28 protein-coding genes and 1 pseudogene are annotated in these 25,647 nt (G+C 63.1%); 19 read left to right on the top strand and 10 right to left on the bottom strand.

The genetic code is table 11. The features are described from left to right. Nucleotides 1-103 precede the first annotated feature (103 nt). Nucleotides 104-1,348 carry an NRAMP family divalent metal transporter gene (locus AC630_RS04395; RefSeq protein WP_074117247.1) on the bottom strand — a complete coding sequence of 415 codons (1,245 nt, stop codon included), beginning with the start codon at nucleotides 1,346-1,348 and terminating at the stop codon, nucleotides 104-106. Nucleotides 1,349-1,721: 373 nt separating this feature from the next. On the opposite strand from AC630_RS04395, the gene AC630_RS46715 reads away from it, so the two are divergent. The 4 genes from AC630_RS46715 (at nucleotide 1,722) to AC630_RS04380 (ending at nucleotide 3,115) form a co-directional block, all read left to right on the top strand. Beyond that, nucleotides 1,722-2,015: a phytanoyl-CoA dioxygenase family protein gene (locus tag AC630_RS46715; protein WP_245330256.1), complete on the top strand. Its 294-nt coding sequence runs from the start codon at nucleotides 1,722-1,724 to the stop codon at nucleotides 2,013-2,015. Next, nucleotides 2,012-2,320, top strand: coding sequence for a phytanoyl-CoA dioxygenase family protein (locus tag AC630_RS46710; protein WP_245330255.1), 309 nt, complete (start codon nucleotides 2,012-2,014; stop codon nucleotides 2,318-2,320). Before AC630_RS46715 ends, AC630_RS46710 begins: the two co-directional genes overlap by 4 nt. Before the next feature lie 142 nt (nucleotides 2,321-2,462). Next, nucleotides 2,463-2,645 carry a DUF3606 domain-containing protein gene (locus tag AC630_RS04385; protein WP_074117306.1) on the top strand — a complete coding sequence of 61 codons (183 nt, stop codon included), beginning with the start codon at nucleotides 2,463-2,465 and terminating at the stop codon, nucleotides 2,643-2,645. A 224-nt stretch (nucleotides 2,646-2,869) separates the two neighbouring features. Then, nucleotides 2,870-3,115, top strand: coding sequence for a hypothetical protein (locus AC630_RS04380; protein WP_074117246.1), 246 nt, complete (start codon nucleotides 2,870-2,872; stop codon nucleotides 3,113-3,115). 56 nt (nucleotides 3,116-3,171) lie between these two features. Here AC630_RS04380 and AC630_RS04375 read toward each other — a convergent pair whose 3' ends face one another. Continuing rightward, nucleotides 3,172-3,357, bottom strand: coding sequence for a hypothetical protein (locus tag AC630_RS04375; protein ID WP_074117245.1), 186 nt, complete (start codon nucleotides 3,355-3,357; stop codon nucleotides 3,172-3,174). Nucleotides 3,358-3,922: 565 nt separating this feature from the next. On the opposite strand from AC630_RS04375, the gene AC630_RS04370 reads away from it, so the two are divergent. Further along, complete coding sequence (locus AC630_RS04370) at nucleotides 3,923-4,261, top strand: hypothetical protein (RefSeq protein ID WP_074117244.1); 339 nt, start codon at nucleotides 3,923-3,925, stop codon at nucleotides 4,259-4,261. A 112-nt stretch (nucleotides 4,262-4,373) separates the two neighbouring features. Here AC630_RS04370 and AC630_RS04365 read toward each other — a convergent pair whose 3' ends face one another. Beyond that, nucleotides 4,374-4,898, bottom strand: coding sequence for a hypothetical protein (locus AC630_RS04365; RefSeq protein ID WP_143197804.1), 525 nt, complete (start codon nucleotides 4,896-4,898; stop codon nucleotides 4,374-4,376). Between the two features lie 800 nt (nucleotides 4,899-5,698). Between AC630_RS04365 and AC630_RS04360 the strand changes: the two genes are divergently transcribed. Then, a complete protein-coding gene (locus AC630_RS04360) occupies nucleotides 5,699-5,947 on the top strand; it encodes a hypothetical protein (RefSeq protein ID WP_074117242.1) in 249 nt (82 codons plus the stop codon). Between the two features lie 107 nt (nucleotides 5,948-6,054). Then, complete coding sequence (locus tag AC630_RS45190) at nucleotides 6,055-6,213, top strand: hypothetical protein (protein ID WP_167561126.1); 159 nt, start codon at nucleotides 6,055-6,057, stop codon at nucleotides 6,211-6,213. Nucleotides 6,214-6,261: 48 nt separating this feature from the next. On the opposite strand, the gene AC630_RS04355 is transcribed toward AC630_RS45190, so the two are convergent. Then, nucleotides 6,262-6,777 carry a GNAT family N-acetyltransferase gene (locus AC630_RS04355; RefSeq protein ID WP_245330254.1) on the bottom strand — a complete coding sequence of 172 codons (516 nt, stop codon included), beginning with the start codon at nucleotides 6,775-6,777 and terminating at the stop codon, nucleotides 6,262-6,264. Nucleotides 6,778-6,949: 172 nt separating this feature from the next. On the opposite strand from AC630_RS04355, the pseudogene AC630_RS46705 reads away from it, so the two are divergent. The 4 genes and pseudogenes from AC630_RS46705 to AC630_RS04335 form a co-directional block, all read left to right on the top strand. Beyond that, nucleotides 6,950-7,087: pseudogene (locus AC630_RS46705) on the top strand (GNAT family N-acetyltransferase); the annotation flags it as partial. 242 nt (nucleotides 7,088-7,329) lie between these two features. Beyond that, nucleotides 7,330-8,595, top strand: coding sequence for a CaiB/BaiF CoA transferase family protein (locus AC630_RS04345; protein ID WP_074117241.1), 1,266 nt, complete (start codon nucleotides 7,330-7,332; stop codon nucleotides 8,593-8,595). Nucleotides 8,596-8,806: 211 nt separating this feature from the next. Then, nucleotides 8,807-10,012 carry an acyl-CoA dehydrogenase family protein gene (locus AC630_RS04340; RefSeq protein WP_245330253.1) on the top strand — a complete coding sequence of 402 codons (1,206 nt, stop codon included), beginning with the start codon at nucleotides 8,807-8,809 and terminating at the stop codon, nucleotides 10,010-10,012. Between the two features lie 9 nt (nucleotides 10,013-10,021). Further along, entirely contained in the window at nucleotides 10,022-10,585 is a 564-nt protein-coding gene (locus tag AC630_RS04335) for a flavin reductase family protein (protein WP_074117239.1), read from the top strand. Between the two features lie 25 nt (nucleotides 10,586-10,610). Here AC630_RS04335 and AC630_RS04330 read toward each other — a convergent pair whose 3' ends face one another. Beyond that, nucleotides 10,611-11,519: an NAD(P)-dependent oxidoreductase gene (locus AC630_RS04330; protein WP_074117238.1), complete on the bottom strand. Its 909-nt coding sequence runs from the start codon at nucleotides 11,517-11,519 to the stop codon at nucleotides 10,611-10,613. 177 nt (nucleotides 11,520-11,696) lie between these two features. On the opposite strand from AC630_RS04330, the gene AC630_RS04325 reads away from it, so the two are divergent. The 6 genes from AC630_RS04325 (at nucleotide 11,697) to AC630_RS04300 (ending at nucleotide 18,053) form a co-directional block, all read left to right on the top strand. Beyond that, nucleotides 11,697-12,680 carry an ABC transporter substrate-binding protein gene (locus AC630_RS04325; RefSeq protein ID WP_074117305.1) on the top strand — a complete coding sequence of 328 codons (984 nt, stop codon included), beginning with the start codon at nucleotides 11,697-11,699 and terminating at the stop codon, nucleotides 12,678-12,680. 78 nt (nucleotides 12,681-12,758) lie between these two features. After that, nucleotides 12,759-14,453, top strand: a complete 1,695-nt coding sequence (ilvD, locus tag AC630_RS04320; RefSeq protein WP_074117237.1) for a dihydroxy-acid dehydratase — start codon at nucleotides 12,759-12,761, stop codon at nucleotides 14,451-14,453. A 125-nt stretch (nucleotides 14,454-14,578) separates the two neighbouring features. After that, nucleotides 14,579-15,424 carry an ABC transporter ATP-binding protein gene (locus AC630_RS04315; protein ID WP_074117236.1) on the top strand — a complete coding sequence of 282 codons (846 nt, stop codon included), beginning with the start codon at nucleotides 14,579-14,581 and terminating at the stop codon, nucleotides 15,422-15,424. Then, nucleotides 15,421-16,206, top strand: a complete 786-nt coding sequence (locus AC630_RS04310) for an ABC transporter permease (protein ID WP_074117235.1) — start codon at nucleotides 15,421-15,423, stop codon at nucleotides 16,204-16,206. The genes AC630_RS04315 and AC630_RS04310 overlap by 4 nt, the downstream gene beginning before the upstream one ends. Next, nucleotides 16,203-16,970: an ABC transporter permease gene (locus AC630_RS04305; protein WP_074117234.1), complete on the top strand. Its 768-nt coding sequence runs from the start codon at nucleotides 16,203-16,205 to the stop codon at nucleotides 16,968-16,970. The genes AC630_RS04310 and AC630_RS04305 overlap by 4 nt, the downstream gene beginning before the upstream one ends. Nucleotides 16,971-17,006: 36 nt before the next feature. Beyond that, entirely contained in the window at nucleotides 17,007-18,053 is a 1,047-nt protein-coding gene (locus tag AC630_RS04300; protein WP_074117233.1) for a 2,5-dihydroxypyridine 5,6-dioxygenase NicX family protein, read from the top strand. Here the strand turns inward: AC630_RS04300 and AC630_RS04295 are convergent. From AC630_RS04295 to AC630_RS04275, 5 genes are read right to left on the bottom strand one after another with little or no spacing between them, the layout of a single operon-like run. Beyond that, nucleotides 18,050-19,042 carry a 3-hydroxybutyryl-CoA dehydrogenase gene (locus tag AC630_RS04295; RefSeq protein ID WP_074117232.1) on the bottom strand — a complete coding sequence of 331 codons (993 nt, stop codon included), beginning with the start codon at nucleotides 19,040-19,042 and terminating at the stop codon, nucleotides 18,050-18,052. The genes AC630_RS04300 and AC630_RS04295 overlap by 4 nt on opposite strands. A 3-nt stretch (nucleotides 19,043-19,045) precedes the next feature. Continuing rightward, nucleotides 19,046-20,134, bottom strand: coding sequence for an NAD/NADP-dependent octopine/nopaline dehydrogenase family protein (locus AC630_RS04290; RefSeq protein WP_074117231.1), 1,089 nt, complete (start codon nucleotides 20,132-20,134; stop codon nucleotides 19,046-19,048). Continuing rightward, nucleotides 20,131-21,666 (bottom strand): class I adenylate-forming enzyme family protein, encoded by a 1,536-nt coding sequence (locus tag AC630_RS04285; protein ID WP_074117230.1) that lies wholly within the window; start codon nucleotides 21,664-21,666, stop codon nucleotides 20,131-20,133. Before AC630_RS04285 ends, AC630_RS04290 begins: the two co-directional genes overlap by 4 nt. 2 nt (nucleotides 21,667-21,668) lie before the next feature. Beyond that, a complete protein-coding gene (locus tag AC630_RS04280) occupies nucleotides 21,669-22,958 on the bottom strand; it encodes an acyl-CoA dehydrogenase family protein (RefSeq protein ID WP_074117229.1) in 1,290 nt (429 codons plus the stop codon). 12 nt (nucleotides 22,959-22,970) lie between these two features. Next, nucleotides 22,971-23,768, bottom strand: coding sequence for an alpha/beta fold hydrolase (locus AC630_RS04275; protein ID WP_074117304.1), 798 nt, complete (start codon nucleotides 23,766-23,768; stop codon nucleotides 22,971-22,973). A 211-nt stretch (nucleotides 23,769-23,979) separates the two neighbouring features. Here AC630_RS04275 and AC630_RS04270 point away from each other — a divergent pair, with 211 nt between their 5' ends. Then, on the top strand, nucleotides 23,980-24,741 hold the full coding sequence (locus tag AC630_RS04270; protein ID WP_074117228.1) for an SDR family NAD(P)-dependent oxidoreductase: 762 nt from the start codon (nucleotides 23,980-23,982) through the stop codon (nucleotides 24,739-24,741). A 39-nt stretch (nucleotides 24,742-24,780) separates the two neighbouring features. Beyond that, nucleotides 24,781-25,617, top strand: a complete 837-nt coding sequence (locus AC630_RS04265; protein ID WP_074117227.1) for an enoyl-CoA hydratase family protein — start codon at nucleotides 24,781-24,783, stop codon at nucleotides 25,615-25,617. Nucleotides 25,618-25,647 lie beyond the last annotated feature (30 nt).

Below are 25,647 nucleotides of genomic sequence, written 5' to 3'. Positions count from 1 at the left end.
GAAGCCCGCCAAGTACCGCGGGAAGCGCCATCCGGTCTTTTGCAGCGGAAAGCTCCGTAGAATCCAGTGGGGTTAGCCAATGACGGCACTATCGCCGGTCTAATCAGCCGAACAAGGACGACCCGAGCAAGGCGAGGACAGCGAGCGCCATCAGCGCGGTGCCGAGCCAGCCCAGCGCGATCAGCCATGAGCGAGCCCTGAAGCGGCCCATGATGGCGGCGCTCGAGACGATCAGCATCATCATCGCCATGATGGGAACGGCGACAATGCCGTTGAGCACCGCGCTCCACACCAGCATGCGGATCGAGTCGATCCCGGTGAAGCCGAGACCGAAGCCAATGATCGTCGCCGCGGCGATGATGGTATAGAAGCCGACCGCCTTCTCGGGCTTGGCTTCCAGCGTGGCGCGCCAGCCGAAAATCTCCGCAACGCCGTATGCCGCCGAGCCGGCCAGCACCGGGATCGCCAGGAGGCCCGTGCCGATGATGCCGAGCGCGAACAGCGCGAAAGTGAAGTCGCCGGCGAGCGGTCGCAGCGCTTCGGCGGCTTCTGTTGCCGAATTGATGTTGGTGACGCCATTGGCGTTCAGTACCGCGGCCGTGGTCAGGATGATGAAGAAGGCAATGCAATTGGAGAGCAGCATGCCGACGATGGTATCGGCCCTGATGCGCGCGATCTCGGGATCGCCGCCGCTCTGAAGATCGCGCAGCGGCTTGTCGCGCTTGCCCTGGTTCATCTCTTCGACCTCCTGCGAGGCCTGCCAGAAGAAAAGATAGGGGCTGATGGTGGTGCCGAGCACGGCAACGACCATCATGAAATAGTCGGCGCTGACATTCACCTCCGGCCACACCGCGGCGAGTAGCGCCGTGCCCCAGGGAATCTTCACCGTGAAGGCGGTCGCGACATAGGCGAACAGCGTCAGCGTCAGGAATTTCAGCACTGGTGCGTATCGGCGGTAGGGCAGAAAGACCTGGAGCAGGGTCGAGCCGGCCGCGAAGATCAGCGCATGCTCGTGGTTGAGTCCGCCGATCACCAGCGAGAGCGATTCCGCCATCGCGGCGATGTCGGCGGCGATGTTGAAGGTATTGGCGATGACGAGCAGGGAGACCAGCGCCATCACGATCCAGCGCGGTCCGAGCTGCATGACGTTGGCGGCGAGGCCCTTGCCGGTGACCCGGCCGATCCGCGCGCTCACGAGTTGAATCGCGATCATGAACGGCAGGGTCAGAAACACCGTCCACAGCAGTCCGAAGCCGAATTGCGCGCCGGCCTGCGAATAGGTGGCGATGCCCGACGGATCGTCGTCGGCCGCGCCGGTGATGAGGCCGGGACCAAGCCGCCGCAGCAGTGGCGGCCCGGACTTCGTCGGCGCGTCGGAGCGGTCGTTCTTGGCGGTGCGGTGTTGCGATCGGTTCGACAGGGCTGATGTTCCGGAATTGCGAATTTACGCTTCAATTGCGATCATCGCTGCAAAGTTCCATCGCCGGCGAGCGTCGCGCCGTCTGCTGAAGCGGCCGGTCCGTCATGCGTTTGACACGTCGGGCAAAACACCAGTAGATTTCTATCATCACAGAACTCGTCGAGCCCGCACTGTCACTGGTCGCGTACCAGTCGCGGGCTTTTCTTTTGCAGTTGCCTCGCTCCACCTTGAAACGAGTCTCGCGCCCCTGGCGGGTGCGCGAAGCACTTGCGTGGAGCACGTTGAGATTGTAGGGAGCACCATGAGCCTTAGCGTGCCCCCCACCAAGGTCGATGCGCTGAACGCGGAAGAGGCGGCTGCCCTCGACCGCGACGGCTATCTCCTACTGCGGGGCGCAGTTCCTGCAGGGTGGCGCGATGCGCTGCGCGCCGCCTTCGATGCCGGCGTGGGGACCGGCGACCAATGGGCCGCCCCGCGCGGCGCCGGCTGGCGCCACGCCCTCGTCGATCTGGATCCGACGGTGCAGCGAACCTGCCGCCTGCAGTCGCTGCTGGCGGCGGCCACCAGCCCCTGCATCGCGATGGCGCAGGCATGAAAGCCGTCGCCGCCCTGGTCTTCCTCGACGCTTACGGGCCGGACAACGGCGCCACGCGTATCGTTCCGCGTCATCTCGACGGCGGCGAGCCGGACGAGACCCTGTCCCTGACGACGGCGGGCGAGGCGGGGGACATCCTGGTGTTCGACGCCGATCTGCCGCACGGGGCGACCTGCAATCACTCCGGCGCGCGGCGACGCTCGCTGCTGCTGAGCTTCATGCAGGAAGGCAATCGCGCAAGCATGGAGGCCTGCCGCGCCATTCGCAACGTGCGCATGGACACCGGCGAGGTGTTCATCCCCTGAGCGATCGCCTCCGTCTGCTCGGGACGATTTGCGTCGCGGGAATCGCGAAGGATTGTTGATGACAAGGCCGGTCGCGAGCGAGGCCCGTTGGGAACGGCCGGTTCATCGCGGCGTTTGTCCTGTGCAGAACGAGGAAAGCGCCATGGACAGCCTGACGAAGCGCGAGCAACCGGACCGCAGCAAGATCAACATGGACCAGGCCTTCGAGGTCAAGTACTGGACGCACGCGCTCGGCGTGTCGAAGGACGAGCTGAAAAAGGCCGTCGACAAGGTCGGCAATTCGGCCGCCGCCGTCCGCAAGGAGCTGGCTGGGCAGCGTATTTAGCTGGAGGGTATTGTGGGCCTGGAAGCGTCGTCTTCATCGGTGCCTTCATCCTGCTCGCGGCGCTGATCTATCGCATGCTGCGCAACCACTGCCGCAGCCGCACCGAACGCCATGTCGCCGAGCGCATCGTGCGCGAACGGTAAAGCAGAACGAGAGGTAGGACTTCATCGGCAGCAAGGAACGAGCAAGGCGGAGGGACGTTTGCTCGGCAGGAGGAATCACCGATGAAAGCGACAGCTCTTGTTTTGGCCGTCCTGCTCGCCATCTCCGCCGGCTACGCCTCGGCCCATAGCGCCAAGCGACACCATCATGGCTGGTGGAATTCGATGAACATGATGCGCGGCCCCGGCCGCACCGCCGCGCGAACCGATCCGAACGGGACGGCCAGCGGCCCGACGAGCGTCAGCGGTACCGGCCCGGCGAAGTTCGGCGGCCAGATTCCGGGATCGAGCGGCGCTAGCCGGCAGTAGGCCTGGCGGAAACTTGAACGATGCAGCCCGGCCTCGAGCGGGGGCCGGGCTTCGCCCTACTTGATGCTGACGAACATGCCCCAGGCGGCGGCCAGCGCCGCGCCGGAAAAGACAATCATCGGGTTTTCGCAGAACGAGCTGCCATAGGTGCACATGGTGACGCCGAACGAGCCGATCTCGTGCTGGCTCGCTGAGTAGAACAGTCCCGACAGCACCAGCAATGCAGCGGCGACGTAGTACATCGGTCATCTCTCCGAAATTGTCCCGATTGCGTCTGCGCAAGGGGGATGTCCCAGCATGGCGCGAAGAGATTTCATTTCGCCAAATCCGCGTCGCTGCATTTTAGATAAAGTTTGACCCGTCGGGCAAAACACCGGCAAGATGGCAGCATGGGAGCCTATCCCTCGCGAATGTCGGCTTCCGGTCGCTAGAAGCGGACGAAACGCTGGGCGCGTTCTATAGCTTTCGGCTCGCTTGCGAATGTGCGGCGGGCGGCGGTCAAAAGCAGCACAAGGGCGCGAGGTATGGGGACCAAGCGCCCTTGCACGCCCAATCGTCGGTTGCCCTGAGTGTGAGTTCTTGGGGATCGCGGGGCAACCCACGAACGCCGGCTACCGGAACGAATCACTACCTCACGCTGTTGTCATGATTGCGGCGCTTTTCGATTTTGGCACAAACTGCACATCACCGCGGCCCGATCGCGGAGTACTGTTCGTCCAACGGGCGAAACACCGCGTGATGGTCATTCTTCCGGGGACACTGCCAGTGATCCTCAGGGCGGTCCTCGTTCTGATGTTCTGACAGAACATGCGCGATCCGCATGCAGTTGCCACTATCGTTGATGTGTTGCGGCGGGCGTATGGCGACAGCCATGCGCGCCTGCTGCTCCGCGATGGCCTCAGCGTTGAGGCACTGATCGATGCGCTGCTGTCCGCCCCGCTGAGCGAACGTGATGTGGCGCGGCTGATAACCGCCGCGCTGGAGTCGGGCGACTTCGAGATGACGCCGGATTTCACCACGCGTCCTTCGCATCTGAAGTTTATCTACGATCCGCCAAACTCACTGCGGGTGGTCGACATCATCATGCTGACGGAATCGCGCACATTTTCGAGCGCCGATATCTGGCTGCGTCTGCGGGACGTCTAGCCCGCCGGGCCCTGCACGGAAGCGTTCACGGTCGGTGTCGAGGCAGCTACTGGCCGATGGAAGGTCCTGGCGGCGGTCTTTCCCATGGCAGCTAGTGGACCCGAAACGGACTTCAGCGGTCGGTCTCAGTCTCGGCAGTGTCCGTCCAGACTGCATTGAGCGCCAGTACGAAGACCGTTGCCCCACAGCCCAGAGTCCAGGTCGCAGCGACAGCTATCGGTCCAATTGTCGGTCGATACGGAAACCCGGCGGCGTTGCTGACGAGCGCGACGACGACGAGCATCGAGACTGAGGCGATTGGCATCCAGCGAGCGCGCGGCACTGGGCCTGTCGTGATGGCAGCGCGACGCATTGGATAGGTCGCGCCGAAGCAGAGGAATACCGTTGCTATGATTGCGCTTGAGGTACGCCAAACCGCGGTCTCAGTCAGGCCGCAAAGTGCCAACAATGGAGGCGACATGCAGAATGCCGCCGAGAAGAGTCCAGACTCCAGGTACAATCGGGTCAGAACAAGGTGGAAGCCCGATATACCGTGGCGAGTCGTTTGACGCAGGACGATGACGATTGCGCAGAAGCCGGCAAATGTCATTGCCAGAGTCGCAAGCGTGTACAGATATGCGGATCCAAGTAGTTCCATCGTTTCCACTCCCGTCTCAAGTTAGGATCGCGAAGGCAAACCGCTTGATGGGGGAGATCTCAGATGAAGACCAAGACGCCGCAACAGACGGTCACCTTCAAGGCTTCACCGCGCCAAGTGTACGACATGCTGATGGTTTCGAGGGAGCATCAGTCGTTGTCGGGTCAGCCCGCAAAATCGGCCGCAAGGTTGGCGGAAATTTACGGCCTGGGATTCGCACATCTCGGCGCTCCTCCGACATGCCCACCTCGCTCGACCTCGCGAAGTTCACGCGGCATCAAGCATTGCTGCGTGTCGAGTATAATTTCTAGAAGCTGCTTGCGAAACGTCTGCTTGGGCCCTTAGCGGACGCCGCGTCGATTCCGGTCCATCACTGCTTCTGATCTGAGCACTAGCTGGGGGCCGTCGTGCTTGGCACTATGGGATTTTGTGTTGGGGCACTTCTTGTCGATTCGCCTTTGGCATGTATCGAGCTCCTCGGTCCGGGGCTCTGACGCTGGCTCGTGGCTCGAGAGTGAACGTCGGATGCTTCTGGCATGGCCGCGTCCGGCTGCTGGCGGACCGAAGGTCGCGCGCATTGATTGCGCGTCACCGCCTCGACGAAACACGCCTGAAACATTGCTGAAACCAGATCATCCTGAACGCCCCGCCCGCTCGCCGCGACCAACGGAGCGAAAAGGAGACAAGTCATGATCCAGGTCGGTTCGAAGGAAGAAGTCGCGCTGCTGCTGGCGCTGTTCGGCAGGCAGACCACGCCGGTCAAGCAGCCGAGGCCGAAATCCTCGCGCGGGTGAGAGCCCATGCCGGGTTTGGCAGATTGCCAGAGCCTCTTGAGGCTGTTGATCGCAAGGGGAGATCCGAGAGCAATCCCGCTCGCGGAAGGCGCCATCGATCAATATCTGAACATCACGCCGGTCAGCCTCCGCGGGCGCGGCCTGCGCGTGCTCCAGCGTGATGCGCTCGACCAGCACATTGCCGCGGTCGGCGTGCAGCGATCGTTCGCCGAAACGGTGGACGCCTACATCGCGCGGAAGCTTGCGGAAGAGTGACGCCGGCGTCCTCGCCGCGGCTGTAATCCAGTTCACATGCCGATCCTGCTGGTGCCGCTAGGTTAGAACCGGATCGGGCGCCCTTCAGGCGCACGCTGGAGCTGCCGATGATGACTGCACTTGCAAAGGCAATATCCCGCGCAACGGGAGCCAACGTCGAGGTCGAAACTCTCAAAGTGCTGGTGATCTTCTGGGGGGCGGGCCTGCTGCTCTCCCTCGTGGCCGCGATGATCTACGCAACATATCTCGGGGTTGCACTGGACTGACTTCCGCGCAGCGAGCTGCTGCGCATCTGCTGGCGCTCCGCTGTTTACTCATTCTCGCCCGCTGAACCGGACGATGGCGACGAGGCCATGCGACGCGATCAGTCCGGGAGTTTCAGGTGCAGGAATTGATTGAAGGCGCTCGGCTCGTAATCGGCGAAGGCCTCGCCGTTCACGAAAACCATACTTGCGGTAGAGCGCCAGCGCCGGTTCGAACGCCGGGCCGCTTCCGGTCTCGAGGCTCAGCCGGGTCAGCCCGCGCGCTTTGGCTTCGCTTGCGATGTGGTCCAGCGGCAGCGCCGCGACGCCCCGGCGCAGATGATCGGGATGGGTCCGCATCGACTTCACCTCGGCGCTGCCGTCGCCCAGCTCCTTCAGCGCGCTGATGGCGACCACCTCGAGGCCGTAGCGTACCGACCAGACAGTGACGCCCGGCGTCGTCAGCCCGGAGAGGTCGAGCGCGAACGCGCTGCCGGGCGGCGAGCTCGCGTGCACGCCGGCAAGGTGCAGGGCGAGGAGGCGGCGGGTCGGATCGCTGGTGAGGTCGTCGACGTGGATTTCGAACATGGGTGGCTTGTGTGCGGTCTGTATCGGCATTTGGCACGGCTAAGGATCAGGCGCGGGAAGCATCCTCGTTAGAGCGAATGTGGGTGTCGCGGGCTAGCTCGGCCGGCGCTCGCTCATGAATACCTTGAGCTGTCCGAATGCCTCGATTGCGCCCGCACAATTCGAGCAAAAGTGGGACAGCATTGTCTCCGACACGACGGACAATCCGGTGTCTGCCAATAATTTCATCCAGGCGGGCTATCGGCTCTACGAACCCGAGGTGCCCTGGGCTTGGTCGCATTCGCTTTATTGGCGAAGGTCGCTTCGCTGAGCAATTCGAGCAGGTTTCCCTGATGTGGAACGTCACTTTCGCAAACTGGAACGGCGTGCGAGACGTGGCGTAGCTTCGGTAGCCCCAGAATGCCCAACGGCCCGGCAGCTTGATGGCTGCCGGGCCGTTTTTCCATTTCAGGTGAGGTTAGTGAAGCACTTGCGAAGTCGGCGGCGCCGGGCTTTAAGTTTGCTCCTTCAGGAAATTCGGCGACCATAAGCCGATGTAAGGGAGCGCTGTCGATGTCCACCAAGCCTCAATTGCCGGAACGTTCGTCGCGGGCGACGGGAGGGCCGACTGCACTCGATGGTCTTCTCGTCGTCGACTTTACGCGCGTCGTGGCGGGGCCAGCCTGCACGCAGACGCTTGCCGATTTTGGCGCGCGCGTCATCAAGATCGAAAATCCGGACGGCGGCGACGACACGCGCGCCTATGAGCATGCCGAAATCGGCGGCGAAAGCGCGGCCTATCTCAGCCTGAACCGCAACAAGCGAGGCATTGCGCTCGACCTTGCCGTGCCGGAGGCCCGCGAGATCGCGCTGGATCTGATCCGCAGGGCGGATGTGGTCGTGGAGAATTTTTCGAGCGGGGTCATGAAGAAATTCGGCCTCGACTATGAGGCTGTCGCGCCGCTCAATCCGCGTCTGGTCTATTGCTCGATCTCCGCTTATGGACGGACCGGCCCGTTCGCCTCGCGGCCCGGCTTCGATCCCATCACGCAGGCGGAAAGTGGCTTCATGTCGCTCAACGGGTTCGCCGATGGCCCCGCGGTTCGTACCGGCCCACCCATCGTGGACATGGCGACAGGGATGTCTGCCTGCAACGCCATCCTGCTGGCGCTATTGGCACGGGATCGGCTCGGCCGCGGACAGCATGTCGAAGTCGCCCTGTTCGACATCGCCATGGGGATGACCGGCTTCTACGGCATGGCCTATCTGATCAACGGCGAGAACCCTGGCCGGTTCGGCAATTCGCCGAGCGGGTCTCCCACGGTCGGCGTCTATGAGGCCTCCGATGGGCCGCTTTACATGGCCTGCGCGAACGACCGGCTCTATCGCCGGCTGGTGGTCGAGGTGCTGGACCGGCCCGACCTGATCACCGATCCGCAGTTCGCCACGCGCAAGGCGCGCTCCGAGAACAAGGAACTCTTGCGGGCGGCCATCGCGGAGGTCTTTGCGAGCGATACCCTCGAGAACTGGATGGCGAAGATGAAGCTGGCCAATATTCCAGTCGGTTATCTCCGGACGGTCGAGGAGGGCTTCAACGCGCCCGAGGCGCGTCAGCGCCACCGCCTGAGCCGGATTCCGCACCCTACGGCGGACTGGGTCCCCAATATCGAGACCCCGATTACCATGAGCCTGACCAGCGCGATTGATCCTGTTGCCGCACCTCTTCTCGGCGAGCATACCGAGAATGTCTTGCGCGACACACTTGGTTATGACGAGCGTCAGATCACGGAGCTCGCCCAAAAGGGAGTCTTTGGTTCAGGCAAGCCTTCGCCGGCTTGAACCGGAGAGGTTGATTCCGCGGCACCAAGCATCGCGCGGCTTGCGGATCGCTGCTTCGCGATGCCGGCGTTCGCGACATCGCATCCTTTTGGGCTCGGGGTACAGGGCAACCGCGGCCCGTCAACGCTGCCCCAGCTTGATTTAGCGAGGTTCCCGCCGCATAACTGTGTGAAAGCGAGGGACACAAATGGCGCCTGGTCAAGAGCCAAGCATGGGCCAGCCCACCGGTTCGGAATCCGGCGAACGCGCCTATGCGGCAATGCTCGCGAAGACCCGGGCGCTCGTGCCTCGGTTGCGAGAGCGGGCGGCCCGGACCGAAGAGCTGCGGCATCTACCGCCCGAAACCGAACGAGACATGCACGACGCCGGCCTGTTCCGGTTGCTCCAGCCGAGGCGTATTGGCGGGGCTGAGCTCGACTATGTCGCCTTGATCGATTGCACAGACCTGCTCGGACAGGCAGACGCGTCGGTGGCCTGGAATCTCGCCAATCTGGCAAGCCATCACTGGATGCTCGGTATGTTCGAGCAAAAGGCGCAGGATCTCGTCTGGGGCCGTGATCCGGATACGCTGATTGCATCCTCATTCATCTTTCCTGCCGGCCGCGCCACGAAGGTCGACGGCGGATACCGGCTACGCGGAAGCTGGCCATTCTCCTCGGGCGTCGCGTCCTGCGAATGGAACATGCTCGCAAGCGTGGTCTCCTCTGACGATGAAGCGGAAGGCATCGAGTATCGGATATTCCTGCTCCCGAAAGGCGATTACAAAGTCCTCGACACCTGGAATGTCGCGGGATTGCGCGGTACGGGATCCTGCGACGTCGAAGTGCGGGACGCCTTCGTGGCCGACCACATGACGGTCGCCGTCGGTGAGCTCATCGGTGGTCGGTCGCCGGGAAGCAAGATCAATCCCAATCCGTTGTATGCGTTACCTGTGTTCTCGCTGTTTCCTTACGTGCTGTCCGGCGTCGCGCTGGGGAATGCGCAGGCGTGTCTGAATGACTATGTCGAGGTCGTGCGGCACCGCATTTCCACCTACAACCGTGCCAAGCTGAGCGACTTCCAAAGCACGCAAATCAAGATCGCGGAGGCCTCGGCCAAGATCGACGCTGCGCGCCTGATCATGCGTTCGGCTTGTATCGATGCCATGGAAGATGCCAGGCGTGGTCATGTTCCTGATATGGCGGCCAAGACCAGATATCGACGCGACGGGGCTTTCTCAGTGAACTTGTGTACGGACGCGGTCTCGATGCTGTTTGCGGCGAGCGGGGCGCGCGGCCTGTTCACGACGGGCGTGTTGCAGCGGCAGTTCCGCGATGCTCACGCAATCAACTCGCATCTCGCGTTCAATTTCGATGCGGCCGGTACCAACTATGGACGCGTGGCGCTGGGCCTGCCGTCCGAGAATCTCACGTTGTGAGGCCGGCCGATGAACGATCTGCCGAAGCAGCCGGCCGTCCCTGATCCAGCCAACGAACTTGCGAGCGACAGCTCGCCGATCGATCCCCGTGATTTTCGCAACGCGCTCGGCACCTATGCCACCGGCGTAACGATCATCACCGCCGCGGCCCCTGATGGAAGGCCTTATGGCATCACCTGCAACTCGTTCGCGTCGGTCTCCTTGAATCCGCCTCTGGTCCTCTGGAGCCTCGGAGTTTACTCTTCGAGCCTGCCCGTGTTTCAGAACGCCAGCCATTTCACCGTCCACGTACTCGGCACTTCGCAGCAGGCGCTTGCGAACAAATTCGCAAAATCGTCCGACGACAAGTTCGCCGGAATAGAATGGGCGCCGGGCCTCGGCAACGCGCCGGTGCTCGCCGAGAGCGTTGCCAATTTTCAGTGCCGATCCGTCAACCGCTATTATGGCGGCGATCACGTGATCTTTCTCGGCGCGGTCGAGGCCTATGCCTACAATACCAAGGACGCTTTGCTGTTTGCGCGAGGGACGTACGGCCGGTTTCTTGCTGATGACGAGCGCAAGAAATCGCCGTAACGGGCTTCAGGTCGCCTCGACAGCTTTAGCGCTCTGCCGCTGAAAGCTTGTAGATCTCCAGCGCATCCGCATCCGCCCCTCGCGCGGCCTTGGCGAGCCTGAAAAGCTGTCCTGCAAGCGAGGCCATTGGCACAGGCGTGGACGTCGTCTGCGCGACATCGGCGACCGTATCGAGGTCCTTGAGCATCGTTGCGATGTGACCGAGCGGCGGTGAGTGAATCCCCTGGACCATTCGCGGCACGAAGAGCTGAAGCGGAATGGAATCCGCGAAGCCGCCGGCGAGCGCTTCAGGCAATCGATTGGCGTCGATTCCGGCGTTTACGGCAAGGCGCGTTGCCTCGGCAAGCACAGCCATCGCGCATCCGACGATCACCTGATTGCAGAGCTTTGTGGTCTGGCCGGAGCCGGTAGGACCCATATGGGTGAACCTGCGCGCCATGGCCAGCACATAAGGCCGTGCCCTCTCGATGTCGGCTGCTTCGCCGCCGGCCATGATCGCGAGCGTGCCTTCCTCGGCGCCCTTGGTGCCGCCGGACACCGGCGCATCGATCCAGCCTGCGCCGTTCGCAGTTTTCAGTCGCGTTGCAAGATCGCGCGCGGCGTCCGGATGAATCGACGAGAAGTCGACGACAAGCTTGCCTGCGCCCGGAGCCGCTGCAAGACCCTCAGGCCCGAAGATCACCTCTTCGACGGCAGCGGCATCCGTCACGCACATGAAGACGATCTCCGAGTTCGCCAACAGGTCACGAGGCGTGGCTGCGCGCTTGGCGCCGGTCTTGACGAGCGGAGCGACCTTGCCCTCCGAACGGTTCCAGACCGTGACCTGATAGCCAGCCTTGAGCAGACGCCGGGTCATGGGCGTCCCCATGAGTCCAAGGCCGAGATAGCCGAGCCTCTCGACGCCTTGCGGGTTTGCCTTGCTCACATCAGCCATAGGTTGCCTCCTTCTGCCGCGGTGTAGCGCTGCGCGACCGTTGCTCTACCATACATGGCGCATCCCACCGCGAAACCGCCCGGCTCGCATGGCTTGCCTGACTGTTTGAACCATGAAACATTTGAGGCGGTCGGGTTGGGTGGCGCCGGTCGGCGCCGGAGCAGCGGAGTGGGCACGATGCGAACCGTTTCGAAGTGGATCCTGGCTTTGGGGGCGGCAGCGGCGGTGAGCGCGGGTCCAACCTCGTCGTGGGCGCAGCAAACGATCCGCGTCGGCTGGACGATCCCGGCCGAGGAATCCAAATACTGGATGATGCGCCGCCCGGCTGAATTTCCCGATATCGGCAAGACCTACAATATCGAATGGACCCAATTCCAGGGCACCGCGCCGATGACGCAGGCGCTGGCAGCCGGTGCACTGGATTGCGCCACGCAAGCGCCGCTGTCGCTCGCCAACGGCGTGGTGGGCGGCAATCTCAAGGCCTACATCGTAGCGCAGCATGTCTTCGAGAAGCCCGGCGGCTTCTCGGTCTACTGGGCGGTGAAGGACGACTCGCCGATCAAGACGATTGCCGATCTCAAGGGCAAGACGGTCGGCATTTCCGTCATTGGCGGCGGCACGCAAGGCCCCTTCAACCTGCTACTCAAGCAGAATGGCGTCGATCCGGCCAAGGACATCAAGCTGGTCGAGGTCGGCTTTGCCGTCTCCGAAGATGCGCTGCGCCAGGGTCGCGTCGACGCGGTCAACATGAACCAGCCGTTCGCTGCGCGCGCCGAGGCGAAGGGCGGCACCCGAAAGCTGTTTTCGTTATCGCAGGCCATGCCGAACATCGTGCACATCCTGGAAGCTTGCCGCGCCGATTTCGTCGACAAGAATCCGGAGCTGGTCAAGGCTTACGTTCGCGACATTACCTTGGGCATGAAGAAGGCGCTGGCAAACCGCGAAGAGACCTTGAAGGTCGTGTCCGAAGTGCTGAAGGCGCCCGTTCCGGTGCTCGAGACCTATCTGCTCAAGGATAACGATTTTGGTCGCGAACCAGGTGCGGCGCCAAACTTTCCAGCGATCCAGAAGATGCTGGATATCTATGCGGAGACGGGCTTGCTGCCGAAGCTGGACGCCGCGCAGTTCAAGCATCCGACGATCGTCGCACCGCTGCAATAGGCGACAGAGCCAATTAATCGCAGAAGGAGACCGCGACGTCCCGGTTGGTTCGGGACGTTGCATCAAGAAGACGCACACATGAAGAAGTTGCGATCACGGGTCACGACAGACGGCCTCGACCGGGCCCCGCACCGTGCATTCATGCGCGCAATGGGTCTCGACGACGCTGCGATTGCCAAGCCGATGGTGGGCGTCGTCAGCATGAAGGGCGAACAGACGCCCTGTAACATGACTCACGACTTCCAGGTGGCCGCGGCCAAGACGGGAATCGAGGAGGCCGGCGGCACGCCGCGTGAATTCTCGACCGTGTCGGTCTCCGACGGCATCAGCATGAATCACGAGGGGATGAAGTTCTCCCTGTTTTCGCGCGAGCTGATCGCCGATTCGATCGAGGCCGTCGTCCATGGTCTCGCCTACGACGCGCTGATCGGATACGGCGGATGCGACAAGACGCTACCCGGCGTGATGATGGGCATGGTTCGCTGCAACGTGCCATCCATTTTCATCTACGGCGGCAGCTCGTTACCGGGGCGCGTGGACGGGCGGACCTTGACGGTGCTCGACTCCTACGAGGCTGTCGGCAGCTTCATGACCGGAGAGATCGACGGCGCCACGCTCGAGCGGATCGAGCGAGCCTGCCTGCCGACCATCGGCGCGTGCGCCGGCCAGTTCACCGCGAACACCATGGGGATGGTGTCGGAGGCGATGGGCCTCACCATTCCCAACGTCTCGATGGTGCCAGGTGTTTATGCCGAACGCGCGCAGATATCCCGACGCGCCGGGCGGCTGATCATGGAGATGCTGGAACGTGGCGGGCCACTGCCACGCGACATCGTGACGCGGAAATCCCTGGAGAACGGCGCAGCGATAGTCGCCGCCACGGGCGGCTCGACCAACGCCGCCCTGCATCTGCCGGCGATCGCGAACGAGGCCGGCATCGCGTTCACGATCGATGATGTCGGCGAGGTCTTTGCCAGGACGCCGCTGATCGGAAACCTGCGGCCAGGCGGCAAGTACACGGCAAAGGATGTCTACGACATCGGCGGCGCGGCCGTTGTGATCCGCGAGCTGATCCAGAGCAGGCATATCGATGGCAGCTGCTTGTCCGTCACGGGCCGCACGCTTGCCGAAGAATATGGCGCGGCCAACGCGCCCGATGGCGAGGTTGTTTACGCGGCTCGCGCACCGATCATGCCCGACGGTGGCGTGGCCGTGCTGAAGGGAAATCTCTGTCCCGATGGTGCGGTGATCAAGGTCGCAGGCCTGAAGAGCCAGTTCTTCGAAGGCGTGGCGCGCGTGTTCGAGGACGAGGAGGCTTGCGTAGCAGCGGTGCGCGGCCGCAGCTACAAGGCGGGCGAGGTGCTGGTGATCCGCAATGAAGGGCCGGTCGGTGGCCCCGGCATGCGCGAGATGCTCGGCGTGACCGCGCTGATTTACGGGCAGGGCATGGGCGAGAAGGTGGCCTTGATCACTGATGGCCGGTTCTCCGGCGCGACCCGCGGCATGTGCATTGGTTACGTGTCCCCCGAAGCGTTTGTTGGCGGTCCGCTAGCGCTTGTTCGCGACGGAGACAGGATCCGGATTGATGCCGCAAACCGGCGGATGGATGTGCTGGTCGACGAGCAGGAACTCGGTGCACGCCGGCGTGATTGGAAGCCACGGCCGCCTCGTCACCGCGCAGGTGCGCTCGCGAAATACGCGCGACTGGTCGGCCAGGCTCCGGGCGGAGCCGTTACGCATGAGGGCCCGGCAGAATGGCCCTGGTTCGAATGACGCGCCGTGCCTGTGTGGAAGCAGCCAGTGGTCTGGCAAGTTTCTTGCTAAGCTCGTGCCGCTGAAGAAGGACTTTCAGCAGGCTAACGAAGCGACGTGTGTGCGCGAGTGAAGCGAGAGACGGGATGAAGGTATTGCCTTCGAGATCGAGTGAATGGGTGAGACCGGTGGTATCGCAAAAACCGGCTTCCGCGATTATCGAGATCGACCGCGTCTCGCAGGTTTTTCAGACCTCGACGCGCAAGGATCATTTGGCGTTATCAGACATCTCGCTGACGATCGAAGAAGGAGCCTTCGTCTCCATCCTCGGCCCATCCGGTTGCGGCAAGTCGACATTGCTTTACATCGTCGGCGGCTTCGTCAGCCCAACCAGCGGCGCGGCCAAGATAAAGGGACAGGCGATCACGGGGCCGGGGCCGGATCGCGGTCCCGTGTTCCAGGAGTTCGCTCTGTTTCCGTGGAAGACCGTGCTGGGCAATGTGATGTATGGCCCGCGCCAGAAAGGTGTGCGCGCCACCGAGGCTGAAGCGCAGAGTCGGGCCTTGATCGAGATGGTCGGCCTCAAAGGCTACGAGAACTTCTATCCCAAGGAACTTTCGGGTGGCATGAAGCAGCGTGTGGCACTGGCCCGGACGCTGGCTTACCATCCTGAAGTCCTGCTGATGGACGAGCCGTTCGGAGCGCTCGACGCTCACACCCGGACGCGCCTGCAGAACGACCTCCTGAACATCTGGGAGCGTGACCGCAAGACGGTGCTGTTCGTCACCCACTCAGTCGACGAGGCCGTATTCCTGTCGGACAAGGTCGTGATGATGTCGAAATCGCCCGGCCGCATCCGGCAGGTCATCGACATCGACTTGCCGCGGCCGCGGCGCCGCAACGAGCTTTTGCTCGATCCGCGCTACCAGAAGTATGTCGTTGATATCGAGCGCATGTTCGATGAGAGCGACGAGACCGGATCTCCCTCATGATGTCGGCGGCTGCCTTGACCAGACGGGCTGCCCCGGTGCTGGCTTGCATCGGACTGCTGGCAGTGTGGCAGGTCGCGTCGCTGGCGCTGAAGAATGACAGCTTTCCAACGGCGATCGAGGCGATCCGCGCGATCCCGGACATCCTTGGTGACAAGGAATCGCTGATCAACATCCTGGCTTCGCTTCGCCGGATGGCCATCGGGTTTGGCGTCGCCGTGCTTGTTTCGGTTCCACTGGGCCTCTTGATGGGGCGGAGCCGGGCGGTCGCCGCTTTCTTCAATCCGCTGCTGATGGTGATCTATCCGGTGCCGAAGGCGGCATTGATGCCCATCATCATGCTGTGGCTGGGCGTTGGCGACATCACGAAGACGCTGGTGATCTTTCTCGGCGTCAGTCTGCCCGTGATCTATCACAGCTTCGAGGGCGCCAAGGCGGTCGAAGAGAAGATGCTGTGGTCTGGTGCAGCGATGGGACTCTCGGCTGCGCAACGCCTGGTGCGGATCGTATTGCCTGCGGCGTTGCCGGAGATCCTGACCGGGTGCCGTACCGGGCTGGTGCTGGCGCTGATCACGATGATCACCAGCGAGATGATCGCCCGCCAGTCCGGGGCCGGGAACATCCTGTTCAATGCGCTCGACATGGGCCAATACGACACCGTCTTTGCGATGATCATCATCGTGGGGGCCATGGGGATCTGCCTCGATGCGATCTTTGAGCGGATCCGAGCCAGGCTCGTCCGCTGGTCCGAGCCTCAGTTCGACATGCCGCTGAGCTTCTCATGATATCGCGACTTCTCTCAGTAAACGTCATTCTTGGGCTCGCGCCGATCGTGCTGGTGATCGCTGTGTGGCAGGGCATCGTCTCGTCAGGCCTCGCACCGGCCGTCTTGTTGCCGCCGCCCGGGTTCGTGTTCAGCCGGCTGCTCCAGCAGCTCGTGACGTGGACGTTTCAGCAGGAGATTGCGGCGACCCTGATCCGGCTGTTTGCCGGTTTTGCGATCGCGGTCGTGCTCGGCGTCGGCATGGGCATTGCGGCCGCCGCCAGCCCTGCAATCAATGCTGTGGTTCGGCCGATCGTGCGCGTCCTGGCGCCGTTGCCCAAGGTTGCGCTCTATCCGGCACTCCTGCTGTTGCTCGGTTTCGGCCACGGATCGAAAATCACGCTGGTCGCTGCGGACGCACTCTTTCCTATTCTGCTGTCCACCTATTACGGCGCGTCGACGGTCGAGCAGAAGCTGATCTGGTCGGCCATGGCGGCGGGAACACCGCGCTACGAAATCCTCTTCAAGGTGGTGTTGCCGGCGGCGATGCCGTCAATCCTGACCGGCTGCCGGATCGGCCTTGTCATTTCCTGCATCGTGGTGTTTCTGGCCGAGATGATCACGTCGACGGATGGACTGGGTCATGCCTTGGTCACGGCGGCCCGGACCTTTCAGGCCGTGGACATGTTCGTGCCACTGATTACGATCTCGCTGCTGGGCTTGATCCTGAATGGCCTGTTGGGAGCCGTGCGGTCATATCTGCTTCGGGGTTTCCCCGAGGCGTAACGAATTGAACAAGAAACCACGTACCGGGAGTGAAACATGCTGGCTGATCGCATCGAAGCAAAATGGATCGACGCGTTTTGCGAGATTTTCGAGCGATGCGCCGTCAAAGCTGGCGACACCGCGGCAATCCTCTCGGAGACGCAATCGCGCGCGTTGAATGTTCATCTGGCGGAGCTCGCGCTGCTGCGCATGGGCGCGCGGCCATTTCATGTGGTGATGCCGACCCCACGCAACCGCCACGTCGTGCCGGTTCGCTCGACAGGGGCGAGCGAGGCGATCCAGCGACTTGGTCCAGTCATCACTGCGCTTCAGCAGGCCGGCTTTGTGGTGGATTGCACCATCGAGGGCCTGATGCATGCCGTGGAAACGCCCGAGATACTGAAGGCCGGTGCGCGAATCCTGGTGATTTCCAACGAGCATCCTGAGGCGTTGGAGCGCATGGTGCCGGATCCGGCACTTGAGAAGCGTGTTCGTGCTGCGGCAAAGATGCTGCGCGGGACCAAGCGGATGCGCGTGACTTCGAAGGCCGGTACGGCGCTCGACGTGGATATGGTTGGAGCTTCAACGGTCGGCGTATGGGGCTGGACCGACAAGCCGGGCACGCTCGCGCACTGGCCGGGCGGCATCGTCGTCAGCTTTCCCAAGAGCGGAACGATAAACGGCACGCTGGTGATGGCGCCGGGCGACATCAACCTCACCTTCAAACGTTACCTGGCGTCGCCGGTGAAGATGACGCTGAAGGACGATTATGTCGTCGAGCTGGAAGGCGAGGGCACGGATGCGGCGATGATGCGCGCCTATCTCGCTGCCTGGGGCGATCGGGAAGCCTATGCGGTGTCGCATGTCGGCTTCGGCATGAATCCGGGCGCGCGCTACGAAGCGCTATCGATGTACGATCAGCGCGACACCAACGGCACAGAGATTCGTGCCGTCTCCGGCAATTTCCTGTTCTCGACCGGCGCGAACGAATTTGCCGGCCGCTACACCGCGGGGCATTTCGATCTGCCGATGATGGGAACGACGATCGAGCTCGATGGCGTCGCGGTGGTGCGGGAAGGCGTGCTGCAGGACGTCTTCGGCTAGTTGCCGTCGAGCACGGGCGGGCGAGCCAGGTCAAAGTGCCGGAGCAAGTCCACCATGGCCTGAAGCCGCTTTACCCGATAGGCATCGACGTCCATGCCCGAATAATCAAGAAAGCCTGCGCCCGTTCGCAGGCCGATCCGGCCTTCATGCATGTTGCGGGAAATGACGTCCGGCGCGCGATAGCGGTCGCTGCCAAGCGCGCCCTCGAGATAGCGGCTGGCATAGTACAGGATGTCGCCGCCACCCCAGTCGATGAACTCGAGCAGCCCAAGTACGGCGTAGCGGAAGCCGAATCCGTAGCGGATCGCCTTGTCGATCTCTTCCGCACTGGCGACGCCTTCCTCGACCATGCGCGCGGCTTCATTCATCGCGAGTGCCTGGATGCGGGGGACGATGAAGCCTGGTGTTGCCGCGCAGACGACCGGCACCTTGCCGATGCCCTCGAGCAGCGCCTTTACCTCGTCGATGATGGCGGGGTCGGTAGCCTTGCCGGGCGAAACTTCGACCAGCGGAATCAGATAGGCCGGATTGAGCCAATGCACGTTGAGGAAGCGGCGAGGGTTCACGATCGCGCCGGATAGATCGTCGACGAGGATGGTCGACGTGGTCGATGCAATGATCGTATCCGGGCCGACTTGCCTTGATGCGGACCCCAGCACTTCGCGCTTGAGCTCGACGACCTCGGGAACGCCTTCGAAAATAATTCCCGCGTCGGAAAGCGCTGGACCGCTCTGGCTGGCCGGCACAACCGAGACCCGTGCGATGAGCGGGCCGACATCTGCCTCGGTCAGCAGCCCCAGGTTTGACAGGCTGGCGAACGTCTTCCTGACCTCGCCGAGCCCGTCCGTTTCCAGCCTAACGAAATCCTCCGCAGAACGCGCCTTGACGTCGATCATCGTAACCCGGTGCCCCGCATAGGCGAACGCGACGGCGATACCGCGTCCCATGCGTCCGGCCCCGAGGCAGGCGATGTTGGCGCGGCCGGTCATCGGTCAAAATCCCCTGCGAAGGAGCGTCTGCAGTTCGGTCTTGCCGAGATTGCCGAGTCCCAGCGCCTCGAGCGTTCGGCCGCTTTGCGCAAAATCCTCGCCACAGACTGCACCACCGATGGCCAGGAAAGCCTTCGCAAGCGGTGTGTCCACGCCCGCCAGCCCGGCGACGGAGACCAGTAGCGACAGCCCAAGCCGCAAGTCTTCGCGGATGTAGCGGTGCTCGGTCAGCACGATGCGTTCACGCCAGTCGCCGGAGTCGGTCAGGCGGTCATGCGAGCCGCGGCCATACATCCAGATCTCGCCCTCCTTAGCGTAGTGGTGAGCAAGCGGGAAATGCGGCGCGCCGTATCCGAGCGCCTCGCGCACCGCGATCCGCTCGGCGTCGAGCGCATCGGTCACCCGGCGGATCGCAGCTTGTGTTCCCTCCTTGTGGATGTCCCATTTTTCGAAATGCTCGATCGGGCCCGCATTCATCACGATCAGCGGCGGATGGATGATCGGGCCTGCGTTCATCAGCGCGCCGGATAACGCGTCCCCACAGGGCTCGATCGCATCAGGGAAAGCGCGTCCGATGACTTCGAGCGCGTGCGGCGCCTGGTCGAGCGGGAACACGCCGACCGGGAGCCGCTTGGCGCGGATGGTGATCGCGACCTCGAATGGTCCGTGCTTGCGGGTCAGCCAGGGCAACGTCCCGGTCTCGGCAAAGCTCGCCCTGGCGTGGTTGCCGGCATCCCGCGCAGCTCGGGCGAAGATCATCGAGCCGAATGTGGCCGGCGGCAGAAACACGACCTGGCCATCCCGCAGATGCGGAGCAAGCGAGCGGGCAATGTCCGGCTGTGCGAAGGCGGGGGCAGGGCACAGGATCAACTCGACACCGTTGACGGCCTCGGCAATATCGGTCGTGACCAGTGCCAATTGCGTCTCGTGGCGGCCGTTATGATCCTTCACCACGATACGGGAGCCGGCGGCGCGATGTGCTGCGACCTGATCAGCGTTGCGGCGCCAGAGCCGGACCTCATGCCCCGATAGCGCAAAGTCGCCTGCGGCCGCGAAAGAGCCGTTTCCTCCACCCAGAACCGCAATCTTCAAGATGCTTCTCCTTGCGCGCGCGACTGCGCATCGAGCTGCTTCAGCAGGAAATGCTGGACCTTGCCCAGCGCCGTGCGCGGCAGGTCCGTGACGAAGACGATGTCGCGCGGAACCTTGTATCGCGCGAGCTGCGTCTGCACGTGCACTCTCAGTTCGTCCGCTTCGAGCCGGCATCCTGACCGCTGGATGACATAGGCAACGGGCACTTCGTCCCAGCGCGGATCCGGCCGGCCAATCACTGCGCATTCGCTGACGTCAGGGTGTTCGAGCAGCACCCGTTCGACCTCGGCCGGATAAACGTTCTCTCCCCCGGAAATGATCATGTTCTTCTTACGGTCGCGGACCCAGAAATAGCCATCCGCGTCGCACAAGCCGATATCGCCAGTGCGATACCAGCCATCGTGCAGCGCATCGCGCGTGGCGTCGGCATTGCCCCAATATTCGAAGAACACGTTGGGGCCACGGACCGCGATCTCGCCCGGCGTGCCTGCGGGTACTTCGGTGCCGGCTTGATCGATCACCTTGGCTTCGCAGCACAGGCCCGCAAGTCCGGTCGATCCTGCCCGCGAAAGATCGCCCCCGAGGCGGGTGTAAACGGCAATGGGGCAGGTTTCCGTCGAGCCGTAGACCTGGAGCACCGGAACGCCGCGCGCGACGAAGCGGTCGATCAGGTGTGGCGGCACGATGGTCGAACCGGTGGCGACGGACTTTAGCGACGAGAGGTCGGTCGTGGCCCAGGCGGGGTGCTCGCTCACGGCCTGGATGATCGCCGGAACCATCACGGTCAGCGTCGGCCGCTCTCGCTCGATGGCCGCGAGCGTAGTGTCCGGCGCGAAGCGGGCATGAATCGTGACTGTCGCACCGATCTGGAGCGCCGGCGTAGTCTGGATGTTGAGGCCGCCGACATGGAAGAACGGCAGCACCGTCAGCACATGATCGTCGGACGTCATGTTGTGCATGTGCTGGCTCATGACGCCGTTCCAGAACAGCGCCTCCTGACGGAGCACCGCGCCCTTTGGCCGTCCCGTCGTTCCCGACGTGTAGACGATGAGGAGTGGGCAGGAGAGGTCGGTGTGCGGATTTTGGCTGCTGCCGTCGCCGCGCGCCAGCAAGGTCTCGAATGCGGTGCCACCAGGCGGTTCGAAATCAAGGCCGACGACGGCAGTCCCCGGCGTAGTCCGCGCAAGCTCTGGAAGAACTGCCTCAAGCGCCTGCTCGAGCACCAGGACCTTGGCGCCCGCATCGGTGAGAATGAAGAGCTGCTCGGCGACGGCCAATCGCCAGTTCAGCGGCACCAGCATGGCGCCAAGCCGCGCGCATGCATAGAGCAGAACCAGATAGTCCGGCCGATTGAGGCTCAGGATCGCGACGCGGTCGCCGCGGCCGACGCGAAATTCTTGCTTCAAGGCAGTGGCGGTCTGCTCGATTCGCGCGGCGAATGCGGCGTAGCTCAGCCGCTGCCCCTCGAAGGCGATGGCCGTCTTGTCTGGCGCGAACGCCGCGTTGCGATCGATCAGACTACAGAGGTCCACCGTCAATCGTCCGTTTCGCCGGCCTCGTACAGCGCCTCGCGCCCGATGCGGTCGAGACAGAGCTCGGCTGTCCAGGGCAGCATCAGCGAGCCGCAGCGGCTGTCGCGATAGATACGCTCGAGCGGCAGCGCCCGGAGCATGGCCTGACCGCCGCAGGTGCGGATCGCGAGCGCGGCGAGCTCATTGGCGCCTTCCATCACCGAATATTGCGCGGCATAGGCCCGCAGCACCTGTTCCTTGCTCGGATTGGCGCGCGCCTCCGTGACAGCCTGGAACCAGATCGCCTTAATCTGCTCGAGCTTGATCTGCATCTGCGCGACCGCGATCTGCTTGGTCGGATACATCCGGCGCTTGACCGGCGGCATGCCTGGCACCTCGCCGCGCAAGTAACGCACGGTGAAATCGTAGGCGGCTTGCGCGAGGCCCATATAGGTCGGCGACAGCGTCAGGAACATGTGCGGCCAGCGCATCGCGGCCTGGAAGTAGACGCCGCGCGGCATCAGCGCAGAATCATCCGGCACGAACACGTCCTTGAACAGGAGCGTCCGCGAGACCGTTCCGCGCATGCCGAGTGGATCCCAGTCGCCGACGACCGAGACGCCCTCCGATGTCGCGGGGATCGCCAGGTAAAGGGTGTTGCGGCGCGAAGCCTTTTCGCCTTCCTCGATCTCGGTGCAGAGCACGCCGTAATAGTCGGCGTGGCCGGAGAGCGATGCAAAGATCTTCTTGCCGTTGACGACCCAGCCGCCCTCGACCGGCCTTGCTTCCGTGCCGAAGGCAACGCCGCCTGCCGCTGCCGCACCGCCCTCGGAGAATGGCTGCGAGTAGATCGCACCGTCCTCGATGATGCGCTTGTAGTGGACTGCGCGCCGCTTCTCGTGTTCCGCGCGTGTCTCCGCATCCATGTCGAGATCATCAGCCAGCGGGCCCGACCACAGCGTCGAGCAGACATGCATGTTCCAGGTCAGGGCGGTCGCACCGCAATAGCGGCCGAGCTCGGCTGCAGCCAAGGCATAGGTCTGGTAGTTCGCACCAAGTCCGCCGTGTTTCTTGGGAATGGCGATGCCGAGCAGGCCGACGCGATGCAGGTCGCGATAATTCTCAGTCGGGAAGGTCGCCTCGCGATCGTAAGTCGCGGCGCGACTGGCGAACACGCTCTGACCAATCTCTCTTGCGCGCGTGACGATGCCGGCCTGCTCGTCGCTCAAGCGGAACGCCACGGGATCGAAGATCGGGACATCAAGGGCAACCTTGTCGGTTGCGCCAATGTTCTTGCTGACTTGCATAGTCATTGCGCAGTCACCTTACGCTTTGGTCGCGACGGAATTCAGGAATTGGCCGAGAGCCTCGTCAAAAGCATCGGGGCGTTCAAGGTTGGCGAGATGACCGACACCGGCCAGCTCGACATATTCGGCCGAGGGAATGTAGGTCGCTGTCTTGGCCATCATGGGCGCTGGCGCATTGTTGTCCTTGGAGCCGGACAGCAGCAGCGTCGGGACGGAAATATCCTTGAGCGTGCTGCGCTGATCGAACCCGATCAAGGCCAGCATCATGGCGCGATAGCTCGCCTCGGGCACGCTTCCCATACACTCCCGCGCAAGCTCCATTCCTTGCGGATCCGGATCGTCGCCCACAAGCTCCTTCACCAGGGAGGGCGCGAGCGACTTCATCGTCTCGCCGCGGTCGAGCGGTCCAAGGCGGGCCGAGATGAACGATCTCTGCCAGTCGCCATCAGCTTTGCCGAAGGCAGGGCTGGTCTGCGCCAAGACGACCGCGCCTGCCATTTTGGGGGATTGCACCAGCCACTTCTGGACGATCATGCCGCCGATCGAATGGCCGACCAGAATGGGCCTGCTTGCGCCGATCTGTTCGATGAATTGCTGGAGCGCATCGGCCAGGGCCGCAATGCTGACGCTGGCAAGCGGCGCCGATCCGCCATAGCCCGGCATGTCCCATGCGATTGCGTGGAAGCGATTGCCAAATGTAGCAAGCTGCTGCCGCCAGGCCCGTGCCGCGCCGCCAATGCCATGCAGGAAAATCAGGGGTGTCGCGTCCGGGTCGCCCGCGGCTTCATAGGCGAAGCGTCCGTCCTTTGTTATCATTGGCGCAGGCTGCGACACGCGACATCCCTTTGCTTGGCTCGTCGATGCTAACAGGCCTGTGGGGGATGGGAAGAGATAATTTTATACTTAAAGCAATATTCGGGCCGGTCTCTCGCGGGCGTTCGCAGCGTCGATCGGGCGCTTTCGTTGCAAAAATTTGAAGGTTAAAATATATCGGACTAACGATCAGTAGATCCGAGGGAGCCCGCGCATGTCCGCATTGCCGCTTTCGCCTCACGCGCTGGTGACCGGTGGTGGTCGCGGCATCGGACGCGCGATTGCGGCGTCCCTCGTCGGTGCGGGTGCCACTGTCACGGTGCTTGGCAGGAACGCAGCAACTCTCGAAGAGGCCGTCAGTGCGGGAGCTGCGCATTTTTCGGCCGTCGCCGACGTTTCAGATGAAGCTGCGCTGAAGGCCGTCATCACGGAAGCGAGTGCGCGGAAGCCGATCGATATCCTCATCGCCAACGCGGGCAGTGCTGAATCCGCGCCATTCGCGAAATCGGACAGTGCTCTTTTTTCACGCATGATGGATGTCAATTTCATGGGCGTGGTCCATGCCATCAGCGCTGTGCTGCCGGGGATGAAGGATCGCCCCTACGGCCGTATCGTCGCGATTGCGTCGACGGCGGGGCTCAAGGGCTATGCTTACGTGAGCGCGTACACGGCCGCCAAGCACGCTGTAGTCGGTCTCGTGCGCTCGCTCGCCCTCGAAATGGCCGGCAGTAATGTGACCGTGAATGCGGTCTGTCCCGGCTTCACCGACACCGATCTGGTCGCCGGCAGCATCGAAAACATCATGAAGAAGACAGAACGAACCCGCGAGCAGGCGATCGCCGAGCTTGCGAAGCATAATCCGCAAGGAAGGCTGATCACGCCTCAAGAGGTGGCGGATGCCGTGCTTTGGTTGTGCGGTGAGGGCGCCGGTGCGATCACTGGGCAGGCGATCGCCGTTGCTGGTGGTGAGATCTAGCGTGACGCGGGTTCGGAACAAGAAAGCTAAGGAGATCGCATGAGTAGACCAGCCAATCCCGTCACCGTGCCCCTCGCGGACTATTCGCCGCAACACTTCCTGCTGGCCGTGGTCGACGGCGTTGCCACGGTGACGCTCAATCGTCCCGAACGGAAGAATCCGCTGACGTTCGAGAGCTACCGGGAGTTGACGGATTTCTTCCGCGCCTGCGCCTTCGACGATGCGGTGAAGGCGATCGTCGTCACCGGCGCCGGCGGCAATTTCTCGTCCGGCGGCGACGTGTTCGAGATCATCGGTCCACTCGTGAAGATGGATACAAAGGGGCTGACGGCCTTCACGCGGATGACGGGCGACCTCGTCAAGGCGATGCGCGCCTGCCCGCAGCCAATCGTGGCCGCGGTCGAGGGCATCTGCGCCGGCGCCGGTGCCATCATCGCGATGGCGTCAGACATGCGCCTTGCGGCGAGCGGTGCCAAGGTCGCGTTTCTGTTCAACAAGGTGGGCCTTGCCGGCTGCGATATGGGCGCCTGCGCGATCCTGCCACGGATCATCGGCCAGTCCCGCGCCTCCGAGTTGCTCTACACCGGCCGGTTCATGACCGCGGAGGAGGGGGAGCGCTGGGGCTTCTTCAGTCGCATCGTCACGCCAGAGCAGGTGCTGCCCCAAGCGCAGCTGCTCGCAAAACAGATCGCGGAGGGGCCGACCTTCGGCAACACCATGACCAAGCGGATGCTGGCCATGGAATGGGCGATGTCGGTGGAAGAGGCGATCGAGGCGGAAGCCGTTGCTCAAGCCCTTTGCATGACGACGGCCGACTTCGAGCGCGCTTTCGAGGCCTTCGCCAACAAGGTCAAACCGGTCTTCAGGGGCGACTGAGCCGGCGGGACTTTCCTGCGGGAAGGCCTG

This window comes from Bradyrhizobium sp. AS23.2 (assembly GCF_001908185.1).
Lineage (GTDB): Bacteria > Pseudomonadota > Alphaproteobacteria > Rhizobiales > Xanthobacteraceae > Bradyrhizobium.
Note: the sequence above shows the minus strand (reverse complement) of the source record. Positions and strands in the feature narration are given on the sequence as shown.